The organism is Serratia sp. BNK-33-b, from assembly GCF_048684565.1.
GTDB classification, from domain to species: domain Bacteria; phylum Pseudomonadota; class Gammaproteobacteria; order Enterobacterales; family Enterobacteriaceae; genus Serratia; species Serratia marcescens.
This window is the reverse complement of the sequence record NZ_JBLQTZ010000001.1, coordinates 3716758-3736248: the sequence shown is the minus strand read 5'-3', so window position 1 is coordinate 3736248 and position 19491 is coordinate 3716758. Positions and strand designations below refer to the sequence as shown.

The following is a 19491-nucleotide window of genomic DNA, read 5'->3' as shown; positions in this document are numbered from 1 at the left end:
TTGCTGTTGTTCAAGCAAGCCCGCTTCATGCGGGCTTTTTTTGGGTTGTTATTGCACAGGCGGCCCAGTTGCAGGAAAATAATCGCGCAGTGATTCAAACATCATTTAATGACCAATAACCATAAACTTATTAATGTAATTAACGCTGTCGGCGGCCTATTACGCCATGCGCTATGCTGACAGCAGAGTAGGTATTATTTGCTGACGCTATGCGGGGGGTCCCGCCGCGGCCGCCTCAGGCTAAGAAAAGTCTATTAATTAAATGTTAATGTTTTTTATTATTGATTTGTCTGGCTTTTTTGGTTGAAATTCGGATTGACTATCCCTCACTGGCCGGGCGAGCGAGTATGCACATTATTATTCTGGTTATTAGCAAAATATGGGCGAGGCGATGAACGCCAGAATAAACGCCAGGCATGGCCTGCCGCTAACGGTTCAGCTGATCAATCTTTTCATGCTGGCCTTTTTACTTTCCCTGGTGGGTATTCTTAGCCGGCCAATTGGCTCGCTTTCCTTATTTTGGCCGGTGAATGCGATTCTGCTCGGTCTGCTGCTGCGCAAACCCATTTACGCCACGCCGCTCGGCTGGCTTACCACCTATCTGGGCATGATAGTCGCCGATCTCATTACCGGCGAAGGCTGGTCCCTGGCGCTGTGGCTGAACGCCTGCAACATGTCGCTGATCGCCGTCGGTTACGGCATCATGCTGATGCTGCCCCAATCTCAACGGCGCATGGGCAAGCCCCAGGCGATACTCTATATGTTCAGCGCCAGTTTGGCCGGCGCGGCGGTGGCGTCGACGCTGTCGGTGCTGCGTAATGACAGCCTCTATAACAACACGGTGGTGATCGCCTGGCTGGCCTGGTTCAGTGAGCAGTTCTCGACGACCTTGCTGCTGTTGCCGGTGCTGATGGCGGCGCCGCGGCTGAAGCAACTGTTGCGCATGCAGGTGCGTTGGCGTTTGCAAGGTTGCCTGCCGCTGCTGGCGCTGCTGCTGTCGCTGGTGTTCAGCGTCTATATCGGCGGGCCGGGTGCTATCGCCTTCCCGATCCCGGCGCTGCTGTGGTGCGCGGTGCGCTACCAGCTGTTCCCCGTGACGTTGCTGACGCTATTGACCGGCATGACCGAGATCAGCAGCATTTCCGCCAACCTGATGCTGTATGAAACGCCGAACAACCACAACGCCTTCCTCGATACGCTGATGTCCGCCCGATTGGGCATCGCCATGCTGGTGATGGGGCCGCTGATCCTCGCCAGCTCTATCGCCGCCAACCGCAAGCTGATGCGGCGTCTGGAGCACAGCGCCAACCACGATTTTTTGACCGGCGTGCTGGCGCGCAGCGCGATGACGCGTAAAGCGGGCGAGCTGCTGGAGCATAAACATCGCTCCAAAGAGGCGGTGTCGCTGTTGCTGATCGACATTGATCATTTCAAGCAGATCAACGATACGCACGGCCACAGCGCCGGCGATCAGGTTTTGGCGTCGTTTGCGCACATCGTGCGGCGCGAGCTGCGGCACGATCAGCTGTTCGGCCGCCTGGGCGGGGAAGAGTTCGCCATCATGCTGCCGCGCGCGTTGGCGGCGCAGGGCGTGGCGTTGGGGGAACATTTGCGCCGGCTGGTGGAGCAGACGGCGCTGCAGGTGGAAGGCAAGCAGACGTTGAAAATCACCATCAGCGTCGGCGTCGCCAGCCTGGCGATGAACGAAGTGAAATCGCTGGAGCAACTGATGAACATGGCGGATATCGCGCTGTATCGCGCCAAATCGCAGGGGCGTAATCGGGTGGAGTCGTTCAACGTGGTGAACGGCAACAGCGTCGAGCATATCCTGTTCCGTTAGGGCTCGACGCCGGGCAACCGTTGCTTACAGGCTTTTCAGCGCCTTGATGGTTTCATCCATGTCGATCTCGTGCTCGGAGAAGGTATGGGTGGTGTTCTGGAAAGTGGTGATGGTCAGCATGCGCAGCGTTTGCATGGCCTGTGCCTGCTCTTCTGACTGCGGGCGAATGCGATTCATCAGCAGGCCGACCGACAGCACGGTGTTCTCTTTATCCACATCGGCTTTGACCGGCACTTCCTTGGTGAAGGTATTGAAAGACTTGATGCTGGTGATCTTGATTCTTTCATTGGCGATGATGATGTATTTGCTGGGCGCCAACACTTTGACCGCATAAGCCGACGGACCTTTGGTGTTATTGGTCGGTTCGAAGGTCACCGCCGCGTTTTTCTTAATCAGCTCCGGATTCTGCACTTTAATCACGTGAAAATAACGATTTTCTCCGTTCTCGTCGGTAATAAAGCCGAAGCCTTTGTCTTCAAAAAAAGTCGTTATCTTGCCGTTCATCGCTATTCTCACAAAAGGGATCAATACAGCGCTTATGATAGCGCGGAATGCCTTGCAGCGACAGATTGCGCGGGCGGCATTTAGTCATGCGATAACGGCATTTAGCGGCTTTCCCCCCACATGCTATGTTCATGCTGACTTCATTCAATGCGAAAAAGGAATATCGATGGGCATCAAACGTCTCAATCACGCCGTGCTGTATGTCAGCGATGTGCGGCAGAGCGCCGACTTTTATCATCAGGTTTTGGGCTTCAAGCTGAAGCCGTCCGACAGCCCCGACCGGGCGGTATTTACCCAGGCCGCCGATTCAGACAACGATCACGATTTGGCGCTGTTCAGCAAGAATCTGGGCCAGCAGCGCGCCGGGGTGTTTCGCGCCAACAACGAGCCGCCGGCAGAGCATGAGCCACCGGCCGGGCTGTACCATCTGGCCTGGGAAGTGGACAGTCTGGAAGAGCTGGAGCGCATTCGTCACCAGCTGGCCGAACGCGGCATTCTCGGGCTGGAAGAGGATCACGGCGTACACAAAAGCATTTATGGCCACGATCCGGACGGACTGCTGTTTGAGGTGACCTGGTTTATTCCGCCGGCGCTGCTGACCGAAGAGGATAAAAACCGGCAGGGAATTCGCCCGCTGGATTTCGCCGCCGAGAAGCGGCGTTTCGCCGGCCTGTAAGCGGATCAGGTGCGGGGCGCTGCGGCGCCCCGACGATCACAGCACTTTGTTGAGGAAGTTAACGGTGCGCGGGTGCTGCGGCTGAGCCAGCACCTGCCTGGCGTCGCCCTGTTCGACGATCTGCCCGTCGACCATAAACACCACCCGATCCGCCGCTTCGCGCGCAAAGCCGATTTCATGCGTGACTACCACCAGCGTGACGCCCAGATCTGCCAATCCCTTAATCACGTCCAGCACTTCGCCGACCAGCTCGGGATCGAGCGCGGAGGTCGGCTCATCGAACAGGATCACCTTCGGGTTCAGCGCCAGCGCGCGCGCGATGGCGATGCGCTGCTGCTGGCCACCGGAGAGGTGGCGCGGGTAGGCATCCGCCTTGTGGCGCAGCCCGACGGTATCCAGAAGTTCATAGGCCACCGCCTTCGCCCGTTCGCGGGAGTGAATTTTGTGCACCACCGGCGCTTCGATGATGTTTTCCAGCACCGTCAGGTGCGGGAACAGGTTGAAGTTTTGGAACACGTAGCCGACGTTGATGCGCTGCCGGAGAATGGCCTTTTCCTTCAGCTCGTACAGCCGGTTGCCCTTGCGGCGGTAACCGACGTAGTCGCCGTCGATGCGGATAAAGCCTTCGTCCACGCGCTCCAGATGGTTGATCGCCCGCAGCAGCGTCGATTTGCCGGAGCCGGAAGGCCCGAGGATCACGGTTACGGTGCCCGGCTGCAGCGTCAGGCTGACGTCGTCCAGCGCCTTGTGTTTGCCGAAAAACTTGCTGACGTTGCTGATTTCGATCAGGCCGCGCGCCGGCACCGGGGTGAGATTGCGCGCCGGCTGTTCGGGCAAGGCGTAATAATCAATGGCTTCAGACATGCGGGTCTCCTAACGTTTTAGCCAGCCGGCCAGTTTCTGCCAGGGCGTCGGCGGCAGTTCGCGCACCGCGCCCCGAGCAAAATAGCGCTCGATGTAGTATTGGATCACCGACAGCGCGGTGGTGATGAACAGATACCAGACGGTGGCGACCATCAGCAGCGGTATCACCTGCTGAGTGCGGTTATAGATCACCTGGATGGTGTAAAACAGCTCCGGCAGCGCCAGCACGTAAACGATCGAGGTGCCTTTCGCCAGGCTGATGATCTCGTTGAAGCCGGTCGGAATAATGGAGCGCAGCGCCTGCGGCAGAATAATGCGGAAGGTGCGGCGATAGCCCGGCAGGCCCAGCGCCGCCGCCGCCTCGTGCTGGCCGTAATCCACGCCCAGAATGCCGCCGCGGATGATCTCGGCGGTGTAGGCGGACTGCACCAGCGTCAGGCCCAGCACCGCCACGGCGAACTGGCCGAGGATGTCGATGGTCGGGTAACTGGCGAACACCACCGAGGTAAAGGGAATGCCCAGCGAGATGGCGTCGTACAGATAGGAAAAGTTATACAGGATGATCAGCACCAGGATCAGCGGCAGCGAGCGAAACAGCCAGATATACCCCCAGGCCAGCGACGCCAACAGGTAAGAGCGCGACAGCCGCGCCAGCGCCAGCAGGGTGCCGAACAGGATGCTGAACAACGTGCCGAGCAGCGTCAGCAGCAGGGTCTGTCCCAGCCCCGCCAGCACCGCCGGGGCGAAGAACCACTCGGCGAACACTCCCCATTCCCAGCGCGCGTTGCCCGCCACCGATTGCACGATGGCGGCCAGAATAAACAGCGAGAACAGGGCGCCGATCAGCCGCAGCGGATAGCGGGCGGGCACCACTTTCAAGACTTCTTGTTTGGACATGTCATGTCTCCTGACTACAGATAAAGGGGGGTTAGGCGATTTTCCTTTCTGACGCGCAACAACACGCGTCCTCTGCAATCAGGCTTTTGCGGAACGGCAGGCGGCCATCGTAGGGCGGGCGGCTGTAAACCTCGCTGTCAACGGTGGGATCGAACTGCGGCTGGTAACCGTTGCTCAGGTACAGGCCCACCGCTTCGGGCTGGCGAAAGCCGGTGGTCAGGTAGAGCCGGCGATACCCCTGCGCCAGCGCCAGCGTTTCCAACTGCTGCAACACCCGCTGCGCCAGGCCCTGGCGGCGCAGATCGCCCCGGGTCCAGATGCGCTTCAGCTCGGCGGTTTGCCCGTCATAGCGTTTGAAGGCGCCCATGGCGATCGGCGCACCGGCGCGCAGCAGCACGATGAAGGCCCCTTGCGGCGGTGCATACAGGTCCAGCGGTTCCGGTTCCTGGTCACCAAAATAGTCGCCGTAGCGCTGACGATATTCGCCGAATAGCCCCTCGATCACCGGGGCGATCAGCGGATCGGTCGGCAGCGTCTGAATGAAAGTGTCTTGCGTCATCGCACGCTCCTAATCGCCCAGGCCGGGCGGGTTGATTTCCGACTGCGCAAGGCGTTCGACGCTCTCGCCCCAGCGGTTGAGCACCTGATCGTACTGTCCGCCGCGGATCGCGCCGTTCAGCGCTTCATTCACCGCCTGCACTAGGCCATTGCCTTTACGGGTGGTGACGGCGATGTGCGCCGCCTTGGGCCAGCCGCCTTCCACCGTGCCCGCCAGCCGGGTGCGGCCGTTCAACGCCGCCTTATAGGCGCCCAGCACGTTCGGCCCGAAGTAGGCATCGGCCCGGCCGGACTGGATCGCCAGCGTGGCGGCCGCATCGTCGGTCACGTAGATCGGCTGGAAGGGTTTGAGCCCCTGTTGCCGATTCTGTTTGTCCCACGCCAGCAAAATTGCTTCCTGATTGGTGCCGGAACCGACGATGATCTTTAATCCGGCGATATCGGCAGGCTGTTTGATCGTTGCGATCTTGCCGCCGGTTTTGACGTAAAAGCCGAGCGAGTCGATGCGGTAGGTGGCGAAGTCGAAGCGGGTTTTGCGTTCTTTGGTCACGGTGACGTTGGTGATGGCCGCGTCATACTTGCCGGAAACTACCCCCAGCGGCCAGTCTTCCCACGAGGTTTGCACTACGTTCAGCTCCAGGCCCAGGCTGTCGGCCACCAGTTGCGCGATATCCACTTCGCTGCCGATAAGCCGCCGGTTGTCGGCGGCGAACAGCGCCAGCGGCGGCGTGTTGAGCGCGGCGATTGCAACGGTGAATTGGCCCGGCTTCACGAAGTGGAAATCGGCCGGCAATTTGGCGATCGCCTGCGGGTTTTTCGGCGCATGGATCGGGGTTTCATTGGCCTGTAAATCGATGCCGGTGCCCGCCTGCGCGGCGCCGGTCAGGCTCAGCAAGGCCGCCACGAGGGCGGCGGTAACGGTTTTTTGCATAGCGGGTATCCCTGACAGCGTTCTTATTATTGGGTGAATCTGTTCAACGGGCGCGTCAGGCCCAGGTGCTCGCGCAGCGTGTCGCCATGGTACGCCCGGCGGAACAGGCCACGTTGTTGCAGGATGGGCACCACCCGATCGACGAAGTGGCCGAAGGCGTTGGGCGTGCCGCCGCTGATGATGAAGCCGTCGGCGGCTTCGCCGTCGAACCAGCGTTGCAGGCCGTCCGCCACCGCTTCCGGCGTGCCGCTGAACGCCGGGCGCGGCGAAGCGGCTTCCAGCGCCACCTGGCGCAGCGTGAGGTTCCGCTCGCGGGCATTGCGCTTGATGGCGTCGGTGGTGCTGCGGAAGCTGTTTTGCCCCAGATCGCCGATGTCCGGGAAGGGGGCGTCCAATGGGTGGCGGGAAAAGTCGTAATGTTCGAAGTAGCGGCCAAGATAGTTGAGGGCGTTCTCGATGCTGACCAGGCGGGCGGTCTCCTGGTATTGGCGCTCGACGTCCGCGTCGTCGTCGCCGACGATCACGCTGACGCCCTGGAAGATGCGCAGGTCGTCCGGCTCGCGCCCCTGTTCCACCAGTTGCCGCTTCACGTCCTGATAAAAATCCTGCGCCTGCTCCAGCGTGTCGTGATGGGTGAAGATCGCATCGGCGTGTTGGGCCGCCAGCCGTTTGCCGTCTTCAGAGGCGCCGGCCTGGAACAGGATCGGGCGACCCTGCGGCGTGCGACCGATGTTCAACGGCCCCTGCACCGAGAAGAACTCCCCCTGGTGATTGAGGGTGTGCAGCTTCCCGGCCCTGAAAAATTCGCCGCTGGCTTTATTGCGCACGAAGGCATCGTCTTCCCAGGAGTCCCACAGCCCTTTGGCGACGTCGAGAAACTCACCGGCAATGCGGTAACGCAGGCTGTGTTCTGGGTGTTCTTTGCGCGAGAAGTTTTTGGCTGAGCCTTCCAGCGGCGACGTCACCACGTTCCAGCCGGCTCGGCCGTTGCTCAGGTGGTCGAGGCTGGCGAACTGACGGGCGACGGTGAACGGATCGCTGTAAGAGGTGGAAAGGGTGCCCACCAGGCCGATTTTATCGGTGGCGGCGGACAGCGCGGCCAGCAGGGTGAGCGGTTCGAAACGATTAAGAAAATGGGGAATGGACTTTTCGTTGATATATAACCCATCGGCGACAAACACGAAATCGAATTTCCCCTGTTCGGCTTTTTTCGCCGAGGCGATATTAAATTCGAGGTTGATGCTGGCGTCGGCGGTGGCATCCGGGTGGCGCCAGGCGGACATATTTCCCGATGCGCCGTGCAGAATGGCGCCCAGCCGTAATTGCCGTTGATTATTCGCGTTGTCGCTCATCGTGATTATCCTGTCATGCGCCGCAAAGGCGCGCGGTGTCTGATGTGTCCACTATTGATGAGCGGCAACGGGATGTAAAACAACAAAACAGCATATTCAAATGTTGAAAACTGCAAATATCACGGCGAGCGAAAATAATAATCCCCGGCGCGGCATCTGCGGCGTCGGGGAAATACTCTTTCACGTTATTCAGGCGTTGCTGAGGGCTTTTTCTGGCGCGGTAGTGAGCTGTTGCAGCGTGCGTTCCGCCAGCAGTGTGAAATATTGTGCGGCGGGGAACAGGGCGCGTTCATCGGGGTTGAAACGCGGATGATGCAGGCCGAATTCGCTGGCGGAGCCGATGCTGACGAATACGCCCGGCACATGATGCAGATACAGCGCGAAATCTTCACCCCCCATTTGCAGTTCCGCCTCTTCGACCCGGTAGCCGGCCTCGGCGGCGACGGTTTTGCTGAACGCCGCCCAATGGGCGTCGTTGATCACCGCCGGCGGCCCCGGCTGCCAGTGGAGTTCTGCCTGCGCGCCCAGCGCGGCGGCAACGCCGTCGATCACCTGGCGAATTTTGTCCGGCACCTGGCGGCGCACCGCGTCGCTGTGGGTGCGCACCGTGCCTTCAAGCTCGACGGTTTGCGGCAGCACGTTCCAGGTATTGCCGCCTTCGATGCGCGTCACGCTCACCACCAGCGATTCCAGCGAGCTGAAGCTGCGGCTGGGCAGCGTCTGCAGCGCGCCGACGATCTGGCTGGCGGTGACGATAGTATCGACGCCCTGTTCCGGTTTGGCGGCGTGGGCGCCTTTGCCGGTGATGCTGATCTGGAAGCGATCGACGTTGGCATAGAACGGCCCGGCGCGGGTGGCGAAGGTGCCGGTGGGCAGCTCCGGCGCGTTATGCAGGCCAAATACCGCCGCGACGTTATCCAGCGCGCCGGCGTCGATCAGGTGCCGGGCGCCGTTGAAGGTCTCTTCCGCCGGTTGGAAGAAGATGCGCACCGTGCCGGGCAGCTCGGCTTCACGCGCTTTGAGCAGGTGCGCGGCGCCGAGCATCACCGAGGTGTGAAAGTCGTGGCCGCAGGCGTGCATCACGCCGCTGTTTTGCGAGCTGAAGGGCACGTCGGCGATTTCGTCGATCGGCAGGGCGTCAATGTCGCCGCGCAGGGCGATGATCGGCCCTTTGCCGCTGCCGATCTCCGCCACGACGCCGGTTTTCAGCGCCAACGGCAGAATACGAATGCCCGCCTCTTGCAGCCAGCGGGTCAGCCGGGCGGTGGTGGCGAATTCGTGATTGGAAAGCTCCGGGTTTTGGTGCAGCTCACGCCGATAGGCGATGATCTTTTCTGCCAACTGGCTGGTCATAGGCTTGGCTCACAGTGGGAAATAAACCCTAACCCTAGTGCAGGGGGCGCAGAAGCAAAAAGACCATCTGGTTATATTTCATAGCGATTGCGTCTGCATGGGGGCGTCAACGCTGGGGGCAGCGGGCGGGTTTGGGCGTTCGCGCGTTGTTCGCCGGCGCAGGGAGAGGATTGGCCTGGAACGGTAACGTATCGCAACCGGTGCAATGCATTTACACCGGGCAACACGGATTTTTTCACTCTTTATCGGATTTCTGTGATCGCGGTGGTGGACAAAATCCTGCCTGCTTGCTGTACTGTAATCGACACAGGTTTTGTGTCTTTCATTCACGTTAAAGGTAAGTTTGATGTCTAAGATTAAAGGTAGCGTTAAGTGGTTTAATGAATCCAAAGGCTTCGGTTTCATTACTCCGGAAGATGGTAGCAAGGACGTTTTCGTTCACTTTTCTGCCATCGTTAGCAATGGTTTCAAAACGCTTGCTGAAGGCCAGCGTGTAGAGTTTGAAATCACGAACGGTGCCAAAGGCCCATCTGCCGCTAACGTTACTGCTATCTAAGCTGCGTAGCTGAATTTCTTAAAACCCGCTCATTGAGCGGGTTTTTTATTGGGCGCGTTATGCGTCGCTGCGGCGGGCCAACAGGCTGAACAGCAGGATGGCGATGGCGTAACAGCCGACGATGGTCAGCGCCATCGACAGGCCCGAAGTGCCGCCCAGCCCGGTGAGCGGCACGGCGCAGGCGCCAAGGGCGAACATGCACACGCCGATCAAGGCCGAGGCGCTGCCCGCTTTGTCCCCCTGGCTTTGCATCGCCAGTGAAGAGGCGGTCGGGCCGACGATGCCGATCACCGCCACCGAGAAGAACAGCGGCACCAGCAACACGGCCAGCGGCGCATGCAGCGCGGCGGCCAACAGCAGCAACAACGACGCGACGGCCGCCAGCGTTAACCCGCCCCTCAATACCCGGCGTTCCCCCCAACGTGAACTGAGACGGCTGGCCAGTTGCGCCGCAATGATCAGCCCGACGCCGTTAATGGCGAAGCACAGGCTGAACATCTGCGGGCTGAGGCCGTAGATCTGCTGCAAGACGAAAGGCGAAGCGCCGATATAGGCGAACATGCCGGCCATCACGAAGCCCTGTGTCAGGCACAGGCCCATGAAATAGCGCTGGGTCAGCAACCCGCCGAGCGACATCAGCATCGCCAGGATACCGCCCTGGCTGCGGCGCTCGACCGGCAGGGATTCGCGCAGCTTCAACGCCGACAGGCTGAACAGCAGTACGGCGATGGCCGCCAGCACGCCGAAGATACCGCGCCAGTTCATCACCTGCAGCATGACGCCGCCCAGCACCGGCGCGACGATCGGCGCCAGGCCGTTGACCAGCATCAGCAGGGCGAAGAAGCGGGTCAGTTCATGGCCGGCGTACAGATCGCGGGCAATGGCGCGGGAAATCACCGCGCCGCCGGCGCCGGCGATGCCCTGCAGCAGGCGGGCGATCAGCAGCTGGTCGATGGTGGGCGCCAGCGCGCACCACAGCGAAGCGCCGAGCAGCAGGATCAGCGACAGCAACAGCGGGCGCATACGGCCCAGCTTGTCGCTGTAAGGGCCAAAAATCAGCTGGCCGACGCCCAGGCCGAGCAGCCCGGCGGTCAGACTGAGCTGCGCGGCGGCGGTAGAGGTATTCAGCTCGCCCGCCATTTCCGGCAGGGCGGGCAGATAGAGATCGGTGCACAGCGGCCCCAGCGCGGCCAGCAGGCCAAGCACGACGGCGTACACCAGACGTTGTCTGGCTAAGTGTTTGGTCATGGGAGATTAAGATTTCCTGAACAGGTGAGAAATGGCCTGCTGATACAGATCGCGCAGCAGGGACGCATCGGCTTTTTGCGTGGTAAGGATACGGTAACCGGTGCCTTCGCTCATGACGGCGATAAACTCCACCCGCGCGGCGATCTCCTCCGCGCTGAAATGGGGATACAGCCGCTGCAGATTGTGGCACACGTGGCGAAACAGCCGCGCTTCCGCATCGCTAAGCATTTTGGCCACCACCGGGTTGCGCGTGGCCTCGGCGGTCACTTCCAGCATCAGCATGTGATCGGTTTCGCTCTCGCCCGGCTGCTGAAACAGCGTGCGCGCCGCCAACGTGCCGGCGATCAGGTTGATGTGATCGCCAAGGTTTTCCAGCCGCTGCATCTTGTTGGTGATGATGCGGTTGACGATCTCTTCGATAATCGCGTCTTTATTGGCGAAATAGCGATAGATTTGCCCGACGCTGAGCTGCGAGCCCTGGGCGATCTCCGCCATGCTGGCGGCGTGGAAGCCGTGGCGGCGAAAGCTGGTTTTCGCCGCTTCGACGATCTGATCGCGGCGAGCCTGCACTTTGGCCTGTTTACTGTCGTTGGGGGGGAGCATCTGCCCGATCCTTTGCTACGCGTGAGCCGGGTTCACATTTTTGAGTGTGAACGTTCATTCTCAATTGTAGTGTAAACGGCCGGAAAGACGCAAGATGAACGCGTGCTGCGGGGAAAAGGCGCTTATGTGAACAGGTAGGATTTGATAAAGGCGGCGACGATCAGGACGCACAGCGCAACGGCAATCGCTTCGGCGGCGGTTTTCGGCAGGCTAAACATAGCGGTTTCTCATCCAGTCAGGGGTACTGGATGAGATTATGCGCATGCAAGATTAAGGAAACATTAAGGGCTTAGCGCCCGTTGAGCCACATCACCAGCATAAAGGCCAGCAGCGTCATCGCCAGCGAGCCGGCCAGGTTGAGCAGCATGTTGGCCAGCGCCCAGCCGAAGCGGCCATCCTGCATCAGGTATACCACCTCCAGCGAAAAGGTGGAGAAGGTGGTCAGGCCGCCGCAGAACCCGGTGGTGATCAGTAATTTCCAGGTGGGATCCAGATGCGTCATGCGGGTGAAAATCGCCATCGCCAGGCCGATGATAAAACCGCCGATCAGATTGACCATCAGCGTACCGAGCGGAATGTGGGCGTTCAGCGGATTCATTTTCATGCTTACCGCCCAGCGCAAAACGCTGCCGACGCCGCCGCCGATAAATACGGCCAGTAAAGAGCTCAACATGGGGCAACTACCTTTCAATCAGAGAAATTCACGAGGCTCGGAAAGGGACAGGCGTAACGCTACGCGTCTCTCTCCGAGAGGTTACGTAGACATCATCAGCCTGTGAAGGCGGTTAGGGAGGAATGTCATCTCCAGCGTGCCGCACGGCCTTTTTCGCCGCACCCGGTGGATGTTACACCTAACGCCGCCTATTTTGTAGTATCGACACTCTGCGAGGTAAAACGGATGGAAATCAGAACGGCGCGTCTGAGCGACCGGCACGCTATCGCTGAATTAATGACGGCGCTGGATTATCCCGGCACCGAGGCGTTTCTGACGCAGCGAATGCAGCAATTGTTGGCGCATCCGGATGAGGCGCTGCTGGTGGCGGCGGACGGGGAGCAGGTGTTGGGCGTGTTGTCGCTGCATTTCCTGCCGCAGCTGGCGTTGGCCGGCGACATTGGCCGCATCAGCTATTTTTGCGTCGACGATCGGGCGCGCGGCGCGGGCGTAGGGCGGCGGCTGCTGGCGGCAGGCGAGGCGCTGGCGCACCGTCGCGGCTGCGATCGGCTGGAAGTCCATTGCCACAGCCGCCGCGAGCGGGCGCATGCGTTTTACCGGCGCGAAGGCTTTGTCGAAGCGCCGAAGTATTTTGCCAAGTTATTAAGTAAGTAAGTTACTTCCCTGGCGGCGCCGCCGTTTCCAGCCGGTTGCGGCCATTCTGCTTCGCCCGATAGAGCGCGCCGTCGGCCGCTTTCAGCCAGTCAAGATAGCCGCCCAGCGCGGGGTGGTAGTCAGCGATACCGGCGCTGATCTGCAGCCGCAGCTGCGGCGCCTCCTTGAAGCTGACCGCGTCCAGCCGCTGCTGGATGCGGCGCAGAACGATTCCCGCCTGTTCAGCGTTAGTGTTCGGCAGCACCGCGCCAAACTCGTCGCCGCCGTAGCGCCCGACGATATCCACGTTGCGCATGCCGATCAGCAACTCTTCCGCCAACGCCGCCAGGGCCTCATCCCCCAAAGCATGGCCGAAGGTGTCGTTGATGGTTTTGAAGCGATCGATATCCATCAGAATCAGCGTGGCGTTATCCTGGTAGCGGCGGCAACTGTCGAACTGGCGATGCAGCAGGTGCTCCCAGTGGCGGCGGTTATATAAGCCGGTCAGCCCATCGCGGGTGCTGATGCGTTGCAGTTCCTGTTTCTTTTCCGCCAGTCGTTTGGCGGTGCGGTAGGTCACCAGCCCAAGCAGCGTCGGATACAGGTAGATCATCGGCAGGCACAGATAGATTTGCAGCGCCGTGCTGTGCGGGTGAAACGGGAAGCCGAGCAGCGCGGCGGTGAGCATCGCCGTGGTCAGTTGAATGGCCAATCCTTTCACAAACAGCGCTTTGCCGGCCGAAGCGATGTTGTTCATGCTCATCATCGACAGGATGACGATGGCGGGCAGCGCGTTGAACGCCATCATCGCCGCCCAGAAGCCGCCGAAGGCGGAGTCGATCAAGAGGTTGCGGATCTCGGCTTTGAACGGTTCTTTGGCCCGGCAGGCCAGCCGATAGGCGAGATGCGGCCAGAGAAAGCCGTGAAAGGCCAGCAATAGCCAGACCGCCGTGGGCGGAGCCAAGGGGTAGAGCGCGGCGCAAACGCAGATAAAGCCGAGCCCCAGACCGGCGACGCGGGGCAGATAGGTGCGTTTGGCGAAGCTGAGGCCGGATTTTCGGGCATCGAAAATGGGTGGAGCAATATACATCCGGCATCTCCCTGATAGGCATCACGGCAGCGTAGCATGCGGGTGATAAACTAAGAATAGTCTTGGATTCACACCGCGGGGGCGCGTGGCATTCCTGCGACGGATCTCACTCTGTTACATGTTGCGGTTGTGCGAGCCGAAGGAAAGTCGCTAAATATTCGCAGGCAAGGTCAGTTTTTCTCGCTGTTCACGCAGCGCTCTATGATAAGAAGGTGAGTATGGAAGGTATCAGCATTACCAAACTTCTGGTGATTGCGGTGTTGGTGATTTTACTGTTCGGCACCAGCAAACTGCGCACGCTCGGCGCCGATCTTGGCGCGGCGCTGAAAGGCTTTAAAAAAGCGGTGGGCGACGACAGCACGCCGCCGGCCGCCGGCAACAATGCCGCCGAGAACCAGTCCGCTCAGCAGAGCGTCGAAAAGAAAGACGTTTAATTCCGTCTGATGGCGCGCAATAAAAAACGGATGCCTTGCGGACATCCGTTTTTTGGCGTTTCCGCCGTCTTTAGCGTAACAAACTATTACGCGTTATTTCACTTCCATCCCTTTGGCCTGCAGATCGGCGTGGTAAGACGAACGCACGAACGGGCCGCAGGCGGCATGGGTGAAGCCCATCGCCATCGCTTCTTCTTTCATCTCGTCAAACTCGGCCGGGCTGACGTAGCGCTGCACCGGCAGGTGGTGACGGCTCGGCTGCAGGTACTGGCCCAGCGTCAGCATGGTCACGCCGTGGCGACGCAGATCGCGCATCACTTCAATGATTTCCGCGTTGGTTTCGCCCAGGCCAACCATCAGGCCGGATTTGGTCGGGATATCCGGGTGCGCTTCTTTAAAGCGCTCCAGCAGCTTCAACGACCACTCGTAGTTGGCGCCCGGACGCACCTGGCGGTAGACGCGCGGCACGTTTTCCAGGTTGTGGTTGAACACGTCCGGCGGCGTGGCGGTGAGGATCTCCAGCGCGCGATCCATACGGCCGCGGAAGTCCGGGACCAGCGTTTCAATTTTGATGTTCGGGCTCTTGGCGCGGATGGCCGAGATGCAGTCGGCAAAGTGTTGAGCACCGCCGTCGCGCAGGTCGTCACGGTCAACCGAGGTGATCACCACGTAACGCAGCGCCATGTCGGCGATGGTTTGCGCCAGCTTTTCCGGCTCGTTGGCGTCTGGCGCGATCGGGCGGCCGTGGGCCACGTCGCAGAACGGGCAACGACGGGTGCAGATAGCACCGAGGATCATAAAGGTGGCGGTACCGTGGTTGAAACACTCGGACAGGTTAGGGCACGAAGCTTCCTCACAGACGGAGTGCAGGCCGTTTTTACGCATGGCGGCTTTGATGCCCTGAATGCGCGTTGAGTCGGCAGGCAGTTTGATCTTCATCCACTCGGGTTTACGCAACAGCTCCTGCCGTTCGGTGACCACCGTTTTGACCGGGATCAGCGCCATTTTGTCAGCATCGCGGTATTTGACGCCGCGTTCCATCTGAATTGGTTTACTCATAATCGTGCAGGTTCCAGTTACGAAGCTCGACGATTCGTTTTTACCTTTGTTTTCAGGTGGTTAAAATCGTCGGGTAAAATAGGGGTAAAACTCGGGTAATACTATACCACTTTTACAGTGTTCCATTCAGCCACTCTTAGTGCTCCCATCATACTTTCGTTGCAGGGCAAGTTTTAAAGTTGCCTCAAGTTTTACTTATCCTCCTGTAGATAGTAGGTCGCACGTGACTTTTGCTATGAGATTGATCCGTAAAATTGAGTTTTATTTTTTGATATTTGCCTATCCAATTGATAATTAAGGTTTATTTTTGGTTTTGTGGTGGTGTAAAGTTATCAGAAACACCTGTATACTATTCCAGTTGCTTCATATGGTGCATAGATAGAATGAAAGATATTGCTTACTGGAACAGTAAAACACAGGCGGAGATTGACGCTTACCCTGAGCCTGTTCGAGATAGAATAAATTTTGAGCTTACTGCTTTGCAAACGGACTGCCCGCACTCTTTTGACGATTTTGCATTTGAGGTTTGCGATGATGATGAAGAGGCGGCAGACGAAGAAAAGCAAGAATTCCCCCCGGCCCAGAAAAAATCTATGAAAAGTATTGGTAAGTATGCAATGCAACTTACCATTAAGAGTACTGATTCGTATCGGGTTATCTATGTTGCTAAGTTCACTGAGTCTATCTATGTACTACACACCTTCAAAAAGAAGACTGAGGGTGTAAGCAAGAAGGAATATGGGACCGCCGAAGAGCGCTACAAGCAGCTTGAAGCATTCAGGAGAGAGAAAAAATTCAAGTAGCTTGCGTGTATCTCAAATTTGATATAACATTCAATTGTCAGTTAACCTCAAACTGACTAAGGCGGAGAATCATGGAATTTGTCGTAGTAAAAAACCCGTATGCATCATCTAACGCTGACCCGAGGGTTGCAGGAGATAAGCACATTCGTGCTCAGTTAATGAACATCATCCGCAAGATGATTCAAGAGCGCGGATTGAGCCAGGCGCAAGCAGCTAAGCTTCTGGGTACGACTCAGCCAAGGATTAGTGAAATTATAAATGGTAAACTGACCAATCACACGATTGATAAGTTATTTGAAATCCTTGGTGTTTTAGGTTGGGATTTTAAGTTTGGTTATTCTGGTGGCGTCGTCACAGCAAGCGCAGAACAGACAACTGAAGTAGCGTAAAAAACTAAGCCCCTGAACGGCGCCAACCGCTCAGGGGCTCTTAAGAAACAAAAAGATGATGGTCTGGGAGACTTCATCACCTTGAGCTTCTTCTTCTTGACAGAAAGGATTATTAGCCAATCCGCGAAGATTATCAAGGTCTAAATCATTCCCAGTAAGGAGGTGATTATGGATGGCATTGAAATCTATCGTGAAGAATCCGGCCCCGAAAGGGTATCGCTGGATCTTCTGCCGCTATCGTAAAGTGCGTGGTAAATCTGGGAAACAGCTGGATGCGCATGAATATGGCTGGAAATCTTGGGCCTTTTTGGTTCGCGCGTAACAGGAACTAATCTAAAAAATGACATGGTATACCATGTCATTTTTTTTACCCGACTTTTACCGTGATCCATTCAGCCCCTCTTGTATCACGATAGAGGTCTGTCATGGCTGCTGTTTTGTGCCCCATGATAGCCTGAGCCACCTCTTTACCGTAAAGCTCGGTATACAGGCGTGCTGATAGGCTGCGTATCTCATGCAAGCTCGGTTCGGTGCCTTTCCAGGACAAGTTGCTTTTATCCCTTGCCGAACTGAAGCCTTTTGATAGTGTGCCCGGCTTAAATCCCGTCCCTTTCTTCCCTCCTCGCGTTGTGTGGAGCAAGTATTTGCTCACTACGCCTGACGCACGGCACCGGGAAATAACTTCCTCCAAGACTAACCCTTCATCTGGTATCGAAAGACTTAGTGGCAGACTTACCCGAGCGCCGGTTTTGATTTGCACAATCCACAGATACCCATCGTGCACATCTTTAAATTTCATTTCCGCTAACCCCATCAAGCGTTTCACCGTCGACCCCGAGCCACCGAAGTCACACATGCTTCGCCCGAAGCTTACCCGCGTGGAGGACAGCAAGTGGACCCGCTGGGTGAAAACACAACCCTGCTGTGGCTGTGGCGCTCGAGCTGACGACCCTCACCACATCATCGGCCACGGACTGGGAGGGATGGGAACCAAGCCGCCCGACTATCTGACCATACCGTTGTGTCGCATGTGTCACCGGAACCTGCACGACGACCCGGCGGCATGGGAGGCTGAATACGGAAGCCAAACTGACCATCTGGCGCAATTTTTGAATTACTCGTTTGGCATAGGGGCTTTGGTATGAAATCGGCAAATGCTGCAGAGAGGCTACGCCAACAAGCCATAGAAATGCGCCTTGTTGCCGATGAAGTGGATAAGAGCCTGGCAGACAAGGCTGACATGAAGAAAACATTACAGCCTTGCCTACTGGCCTTTCTTCAGGCGAAGCATAAAACCACCCAGGCAACGGATGAACTGATAGACGCCAGGGCGGCAGAAGAAAAGGCATCCAGCGAACTGATAGCGGTATTGAAAAGCTTACTGCCATAGCGGGTTTAAGAGCGTACTGGGGATACAGAATGAAACTCGAAGCGATAGCGAAATACTTTTCACCAAAATCCCCCATGCTGGGTGATTCCGTACCTGCCACTGCGTCAGAGTCACTGACAATTAGCGATGTGATGGGTGCTCTGGGGATGTGCCAGGCGCAAGCAGAATTTGGCCTTGCGGCGTTTCTGGGAAAGATTGGCATTAGCGAAACCGACAAGGTGAAAACGGTGGTGCTGTTGGCAAAGTATGGAATGGTGCACTGTGACAAGGTAGCTGCCATTCGCAAGCTGCCGGGAGAGGTCAAAGCCAGGGTGGTACTTACGTTGGCAGTGTTTGCATACATGGATTACTGCCGTAGCGCAGCCAGTGAGGTGCCCTGTGACGCATGTGATAATGGTTTCATTGATGCCGAGGTGTTTACCAACAAAATTCAATACCCAGACGGCAAACCACCCAAGTGGGCCAACTCCACAAAAGGTGTGTTCCCGTCGTACTGGGAGGAATGGAAATCGGTTCGTGAGGTTGTTCGAGTGATGTGTCCAAGCTGCAAAGGTAAGGGCTGTGTGTCAACGGCCTGCCGGGATTGTTCTGGCCGTGGTACAGCGGTCGACCGAAAGGAGACAGAAAAACAGGGCGTGCCGGTCAGAGGTAACTGTAAACGATGCTCTGGCCGTGGGTATGAGCGCATACCTGCATCGCACGCCTTTGAGGCAATTCAGCAACACACTCAAAGCATTTCCTTGGCCTCATGGGAAAAAACCGTCAAACCATTTTACGATGGACTGATCCGCAACCTGGATGAGGAGGAGTCCATCGCCGGTGACGCGTTGAGGAATGTAACCAGATAGTGAGGCATATAATCGTGAGCTATTTTATCGCTAGCTATTTACTTTTTCCGGAAACTGGGATAATTTCGCTCTAACGATGGGTGTTGTGTGCCTGGCGTTGATTGGCCCGCCTCTGTGCGGGCTTTTTGTTGTGTGAAGACCTTCGTTGCAGAAGACAACCTATTAACCGTTCGTTTATTCCGATTGGTAATACTGTGAACATCAAGTACAATGTATGTTGTGAATTACGCAATGTGATTATTTTCAATGTCTTGAGGTTTTCTCAGAGCTGTCTTTGGATGTTATCCTGCTGTTGTTTTAGGTTGGGTAAGGAGGTCGTATGTACAATCCAGTGCGAATTGCAAACAAATTTGTAGCCCTTGCCGTTCAGGCTGGGGAGAGTTTGACGCATATGCAACTCCAAAAACTGACTTACATCGCCCATGGTTATTTTTTGGCCTTAACTGACTCGCCGTTGCTTAATGAGCCTGTATCAGCTTGGAAGTACGGTCCAGTCATTCCAGGCATGTATGATTCATTCAAGGTTTTTGGAAACAGAGGCATACCCGCTCCTGTAAATGCAGTGCAAGATAATCTTGACCCGAAGGCTGAGGCGGTTATCGAAGCTGTTTACCGCATTTACGGTAAAAATGATGGTATTACCTTGTCTGAGTTGACGCATAGGCCAGGGACGCCATGGTGTGATACCTACAATGGTCGTCAGTCGTCCACCGTGATATCGAATGAAGCCATTCAGACTTACTATAAGAACCTGATGTCAAAGCAGGGGCAATGTAACGGGTTATGATTA

Annotated in this window: 25 protein-coding genes and 1 riboswitch; of the genes, 12 read left to right on the top strand and 13 right to left on the bottom strand. The window is 57.4% G+C overall.

Annotation, left to right across the window (positions count from 1 at the left end; translation table 11 throughout):
- The first annotated feature begins 391 nt into the window (after positions 1 to 391).
- Positions 392 to 1840, top strand: a complete 1449-nt coding sequence (locus ACMGGK_RS18125; RefSeq protein WP_033634293.1) for a sensor domain-containing diguanylate cyclase — start codon at positions 392 to 394, stop codon at positions 1838 to 1840.
- Positions 1841 to 1864: 24 nt separating this feature from the next.
- Here the strand turns inward: ACMGGK_RS18125 and ACMGGK_RS18120 are convergent, their stop codons facing one another.
- Entirely contained in the window at positions 1865 to 2344 is a 480-nt protein-coding gene (locus ACMGGK_RS18120) for a cold-shock protein (RefSeq protein WP_016928791.1), read from the bottom strand.
- 166 nt (positions 2345 to 2510) lie between these two features.
- On the opposite strand from ACMGGK_RS18120, the gene ACMGGK_RS18115 reads away from it, so the two are divergent.
- Positions 2511 to 3020, top strand: a complete 510-nt coding sequence (locus ACMGGK_RS18115; RefSeq protein WP_016928790.1) for a VOC family protein — start codon at positions 2511 to 2513, stop codon at positions 3018 to 3020.
- 36 nt (positions 3021 to 3056) lie between these two features.
- On the opposite strand, the gene ACMGGK_RS18110 is transcribed toward ACMGGK_RS18115, so the two are convergent.
- From ACMGGK_RS18110 to ACMGGK_RS18085, 6 genes are all read right to left on the bottom strand, one after another.
- Positions 3057 to 3884 (bottom strand): amino acid ABC transporter ATP-binding protein, encoded by an 828-nt coding sequence (locus tag ACMGGK_RS18110; protein WP_015376924.1) that lies wholly within the window; start codon positions 3882 to 3884, stop codon positions 3057 to 3059.
- Between the two features lie 9 nt (positions 3885 to 3893).
- Positions 3894 to 4781 carry an amino acid ABC transporter permease gene (locus ACMGGK_RS18105; RefSeq protein WP_004940038.1) on the bottom strand — a complete coding sequence of 296 codons (888 nt, stop codon included), beginning with the start codon at positions 4779 to 4781 and terminating at the stop codon, positions 3894 to 3896.
- A gap of 31 nt (positions 4782 to 4812) precedes the next feature.
- A complete protein-coding gene (locus tag ACMGGK_RS18100) occupies positions 4813 to 5340 on the bottom strand; it encodes a GNAT family N-acetyltransferase (RefSeq protein ID WP_016928789.1) in 528 nt (175 codons plus the stop codon).
- A gap of 9 nt (positions 5341 to 5349) precedes the next feature.
- Entirely contained in the window at positions 5350 to 6270 is a 921-nt protein-coding gene (locus ACMGGK_RS18095) for an ABC transporter substrate-binding protein (protein ID WP_004940036.1), read from the bottom strand.
- Positions 6271 to 6296: 26 nt separating this feature from the next.
- Positions 6297 to 7622, bottom strand: a complete 1326-nt coding sequence (locus tag ACMGGK_RS18090; RefSeq protein WP_016928787.1) for an LLM class flavin-dependent oxidoreductase — start codon at positions 7620 to 7622, stop codon at positions 6297 to 6299.
- A gap of 189 nt (positions 7623 to 7811) precedes the next feature.
- Positions 7812 to 8975 (bottom strand): M20 peptidase aminoacylase family protein, encoded by a 1164-nt coding sequence (locus ACMGGK_RS18085; RefSeq protein WP_033641098.1) that lies wholly within the window; start codon positions 8973 to 8975, stop codon positions 7812 to 7814.
- Between the two features lie 346 nt (positions 8976 to 9321).
- On the opposite strand from ACMGGK_RS18085, the gene cspE reads away from it, so the two are divergent.
- On the top strand, positions 9322 to 9531 hold the full coding sequence (gene cspE / locus ACMGGK_RS18080) for a transcription antiterminator/RNA stability regulator CspE (RefSeq protein WP_004940030.1): 210 nt from the start codon (positions 9322 to 9324) through the stop codon (positions 9529 to 9531).
- A 57-nt stretch (positions 9532 to 9588) separates the two neighbouring features.
- Here the strand turns inward: cspE and ACMGGK_RS18075 are convergent, their stop codons facing one another.
- The 3 genes from ACMGGK_RS18075 to crcB form a co-directional block, all read right to left on the bottom strand.
- Positions 9589 to 10779, bottom strand: a complete 1191-nt coding sequence (locus ACMGGK_RS18075) for a multidrug effflux MFS transporter (RefSeq protein ID WP_033641097.1) — start codon at positions 10777 to 10779, stop codon at positions 9589 to 9591.
- Between the two features lie 6 nt (positions 10780 to 10785).
- On the bottom strand, positions 10786 to 11382 hold the full coding sequence (locus ACMGGK_RS18070; protein ID WP_016928784.1) for a TetR/AcrR family transcriptional regulator: 597 nt from the start codon (positions 11380 to 11382) through the stop codon (positions 10786 to 10788).
- Positions 11383 to 11671: 289 nt separating this feature from the next.
- Entirely contained in the window at positions 11672 to 12055 is a 384-nt protein-coding gene (gene crcB / locus ACMGGK_RS18065) for a fluoride efflux transporter CrcB (protein ID WP_016928782.1), read from the bottom strand.
- 79 nt (positions 12056 to 12134) lie between these two features.
- Positions 12135 to 12197: riboswitch (Fluoride riboswitch) on the bottom strand.
- A gap of 83 nt (positions 12198 to 12280) precedes the next feature.
- Here crcB and ACMGGK_RS18060 point away from each other — a divergent pair.
- Positions 12281 to 12709 (top strand): GNAT family N-acetyltransferase, encoded by a 429-nt coding sequence (locus ACMGGK_RS18060; protein ID WP_151254830.1) that lies wholly within the window; start codon positions 12281 to 12283, stop codon positions 12707 to 12709.
- A gap of 1 nt (position 12710) precedes the next feature.
- Here the strand turns inward: ACMGGK_RS18060 and ACMGGK_RS18055 are convergent, their stop codons facing one another.
- The gene (locus tag ACMGGK_RS18055; RefSeq protein ID WP_049299645.1) at positions 12711 to 13778 is read right to left on the bottom strand and encodes a diguanylate cyclase; all 1068 of its coding nucleotides are present in this window, start codon (positions 13776 to 13778) and stop codon (positions 12711 to 12713) included.
- Between the two features lie 218 nt (positions 13779 to 13996).
- On the opposite strand from ACMGGK_RS18055, the gene tatA reads away from it, so the two are divergent.
- A complete protein-coding gene (gene tatA, locus ACMGGK_RS18050) occupies positions 13997 to 14212 on the top strand; it encodes a Sec-independent protein translocase subunit TatA (RefSeq protein WP_079449583.1) in 216 nt (71 codons plus the stop codon).
- Between the two features lie 93 nt (positions 14213 to 14305).
- Here tatA and lipA read toward each other — a convergent pair whose 3' ends face one another.
- Complete coding sequence (lipA, locus tag ACMGGK_RS18045) at positions 14306 to 15271, bottom strand: lipoyl synthase (protein ID WP_004940018.1); 966 nt, start codon at positions 15269 to 15271, stop codon at positions 14306 to 14308.
- Positions 15272 to 15654: 383 nt separating this feature from the next.
- On the opposite strand from lipA, the gene ACMGGK_RS18040 reads away from it, so the two are divergent.
- From ACMGGK_RS18040 to ACMGGK_RS18030, 3 genes are all read left to right on the top strand, one after another.
- A complete protein-coding gene (locus ACMGGK_RS18040) occupies positions 15655 to 16074 on the top strand; it encodes a type II toxin-antitoxin system RelE/ParE family toxin (RefSeq protein ID WP_420277107.1) in 420 nt (139 codons plus the stop codon).
- Positions 16075 to 16145: 71 nt separating this feature from the next.
- Positions 16146 to 16463 carry a helix-turn-helix domain-containing protein gene (locus ACMGGK_RS18035; protein ID WP_420277106.1) on the top strand — a complete coding sequence of 106 codons (318 nt, stop codon included), beginning with the start codon at positions 16146 to 16148 and terminating at the stop codon, positions 16461 to 16463.
- A 172-nt stretch (positions 16464 to 16635) separates the two neighbouring features.
- A complete protein-coding gene (locus tag ACMGGK_RS18030; protein WP_420277105.1) occupies positions 16636 to 16785 on the top strand; it encodes a hypothetical protein in 150 nt (49 codons plus the stop codon).
- A gap of 45 nt (positions 16786 to 16830) precedes the next feature.
- Here ACMGGK_RS18030 and ACMGGK_RS18025 read toward each other — a convergent pair whose 3' ends face one another.
- On the bottom strand, positions 16831 to 17289 hold the full coding sequence (locus ACMGGK_RS18025; protein WP_420277104.1) for a tyrosine-type recombinase/integrase: 459 nt from the start codon (positions 17287 to 17289) through the stop codon (positions 16831 to 16833).
- A 28-nt stretch (positions 17290 to 17317) separates the two neighbouring features.
- Between ACMGGK_RS18025 and ACMGGK_RS18020 the strand changes: the two genes are divergently transcribed.
- The 4 genes from ACMGGK_RS18020 (at position 17318) to ACMGGK_RS18005 (ending at position 19488) form a co-directional block, all read left to right on the top strand.
- Positions 17318 to 17608, top strand: a complete 291-nt coding sequence (locus tag ACMGGK_RS18020; protein WP_420277103.1) for a DUF968 domain-containing protein — start codon at positions 17318 to 17320, stop codon at positions 17606 to 17608.
- Complete coding sequence (locus tag ACMGGK_RS18015) at positions 17605 to 17853, top strand: hypothetical protein (protein ID WP_420277102.1); 249 nt, start codon at positions 17605 to 17607, stop codon at positions 17851 to 17853. The genes ACMGGK_RS18020 and ACMGGK_RS18015 overlap by 4 nt, the downstream gene beginning before the upstream one ends.
- A gap of 29 nt (positions 17854 to 17882) precedes the next feature.
- Positions 17883 to 18701: an antitermination protein gene (locus ACMGGK_RS18010; protein WP_420277101.1), complete on the top strand. Its 819-nt coding sequence runs from the start codon at positions 17883 to 17885 to the stop codon at positions 18699 to 18701.
- A 319-nt stretch (positions 18702 to 19020) separates the two neighbouring features.
- Positions 19021 to 19488 (top strand): Panacea domain-containing protein, encoded by a 468-nt coding sequence (locus tag ACMGGK_RS18005; protein ID WP_420277100.1) that lies wholly within the window; start codon positions 19021 to 19023, stop codon positions 19486 to 19488.
- Positions 19489 to 19491: the final 3 nt, after the last annotated feature.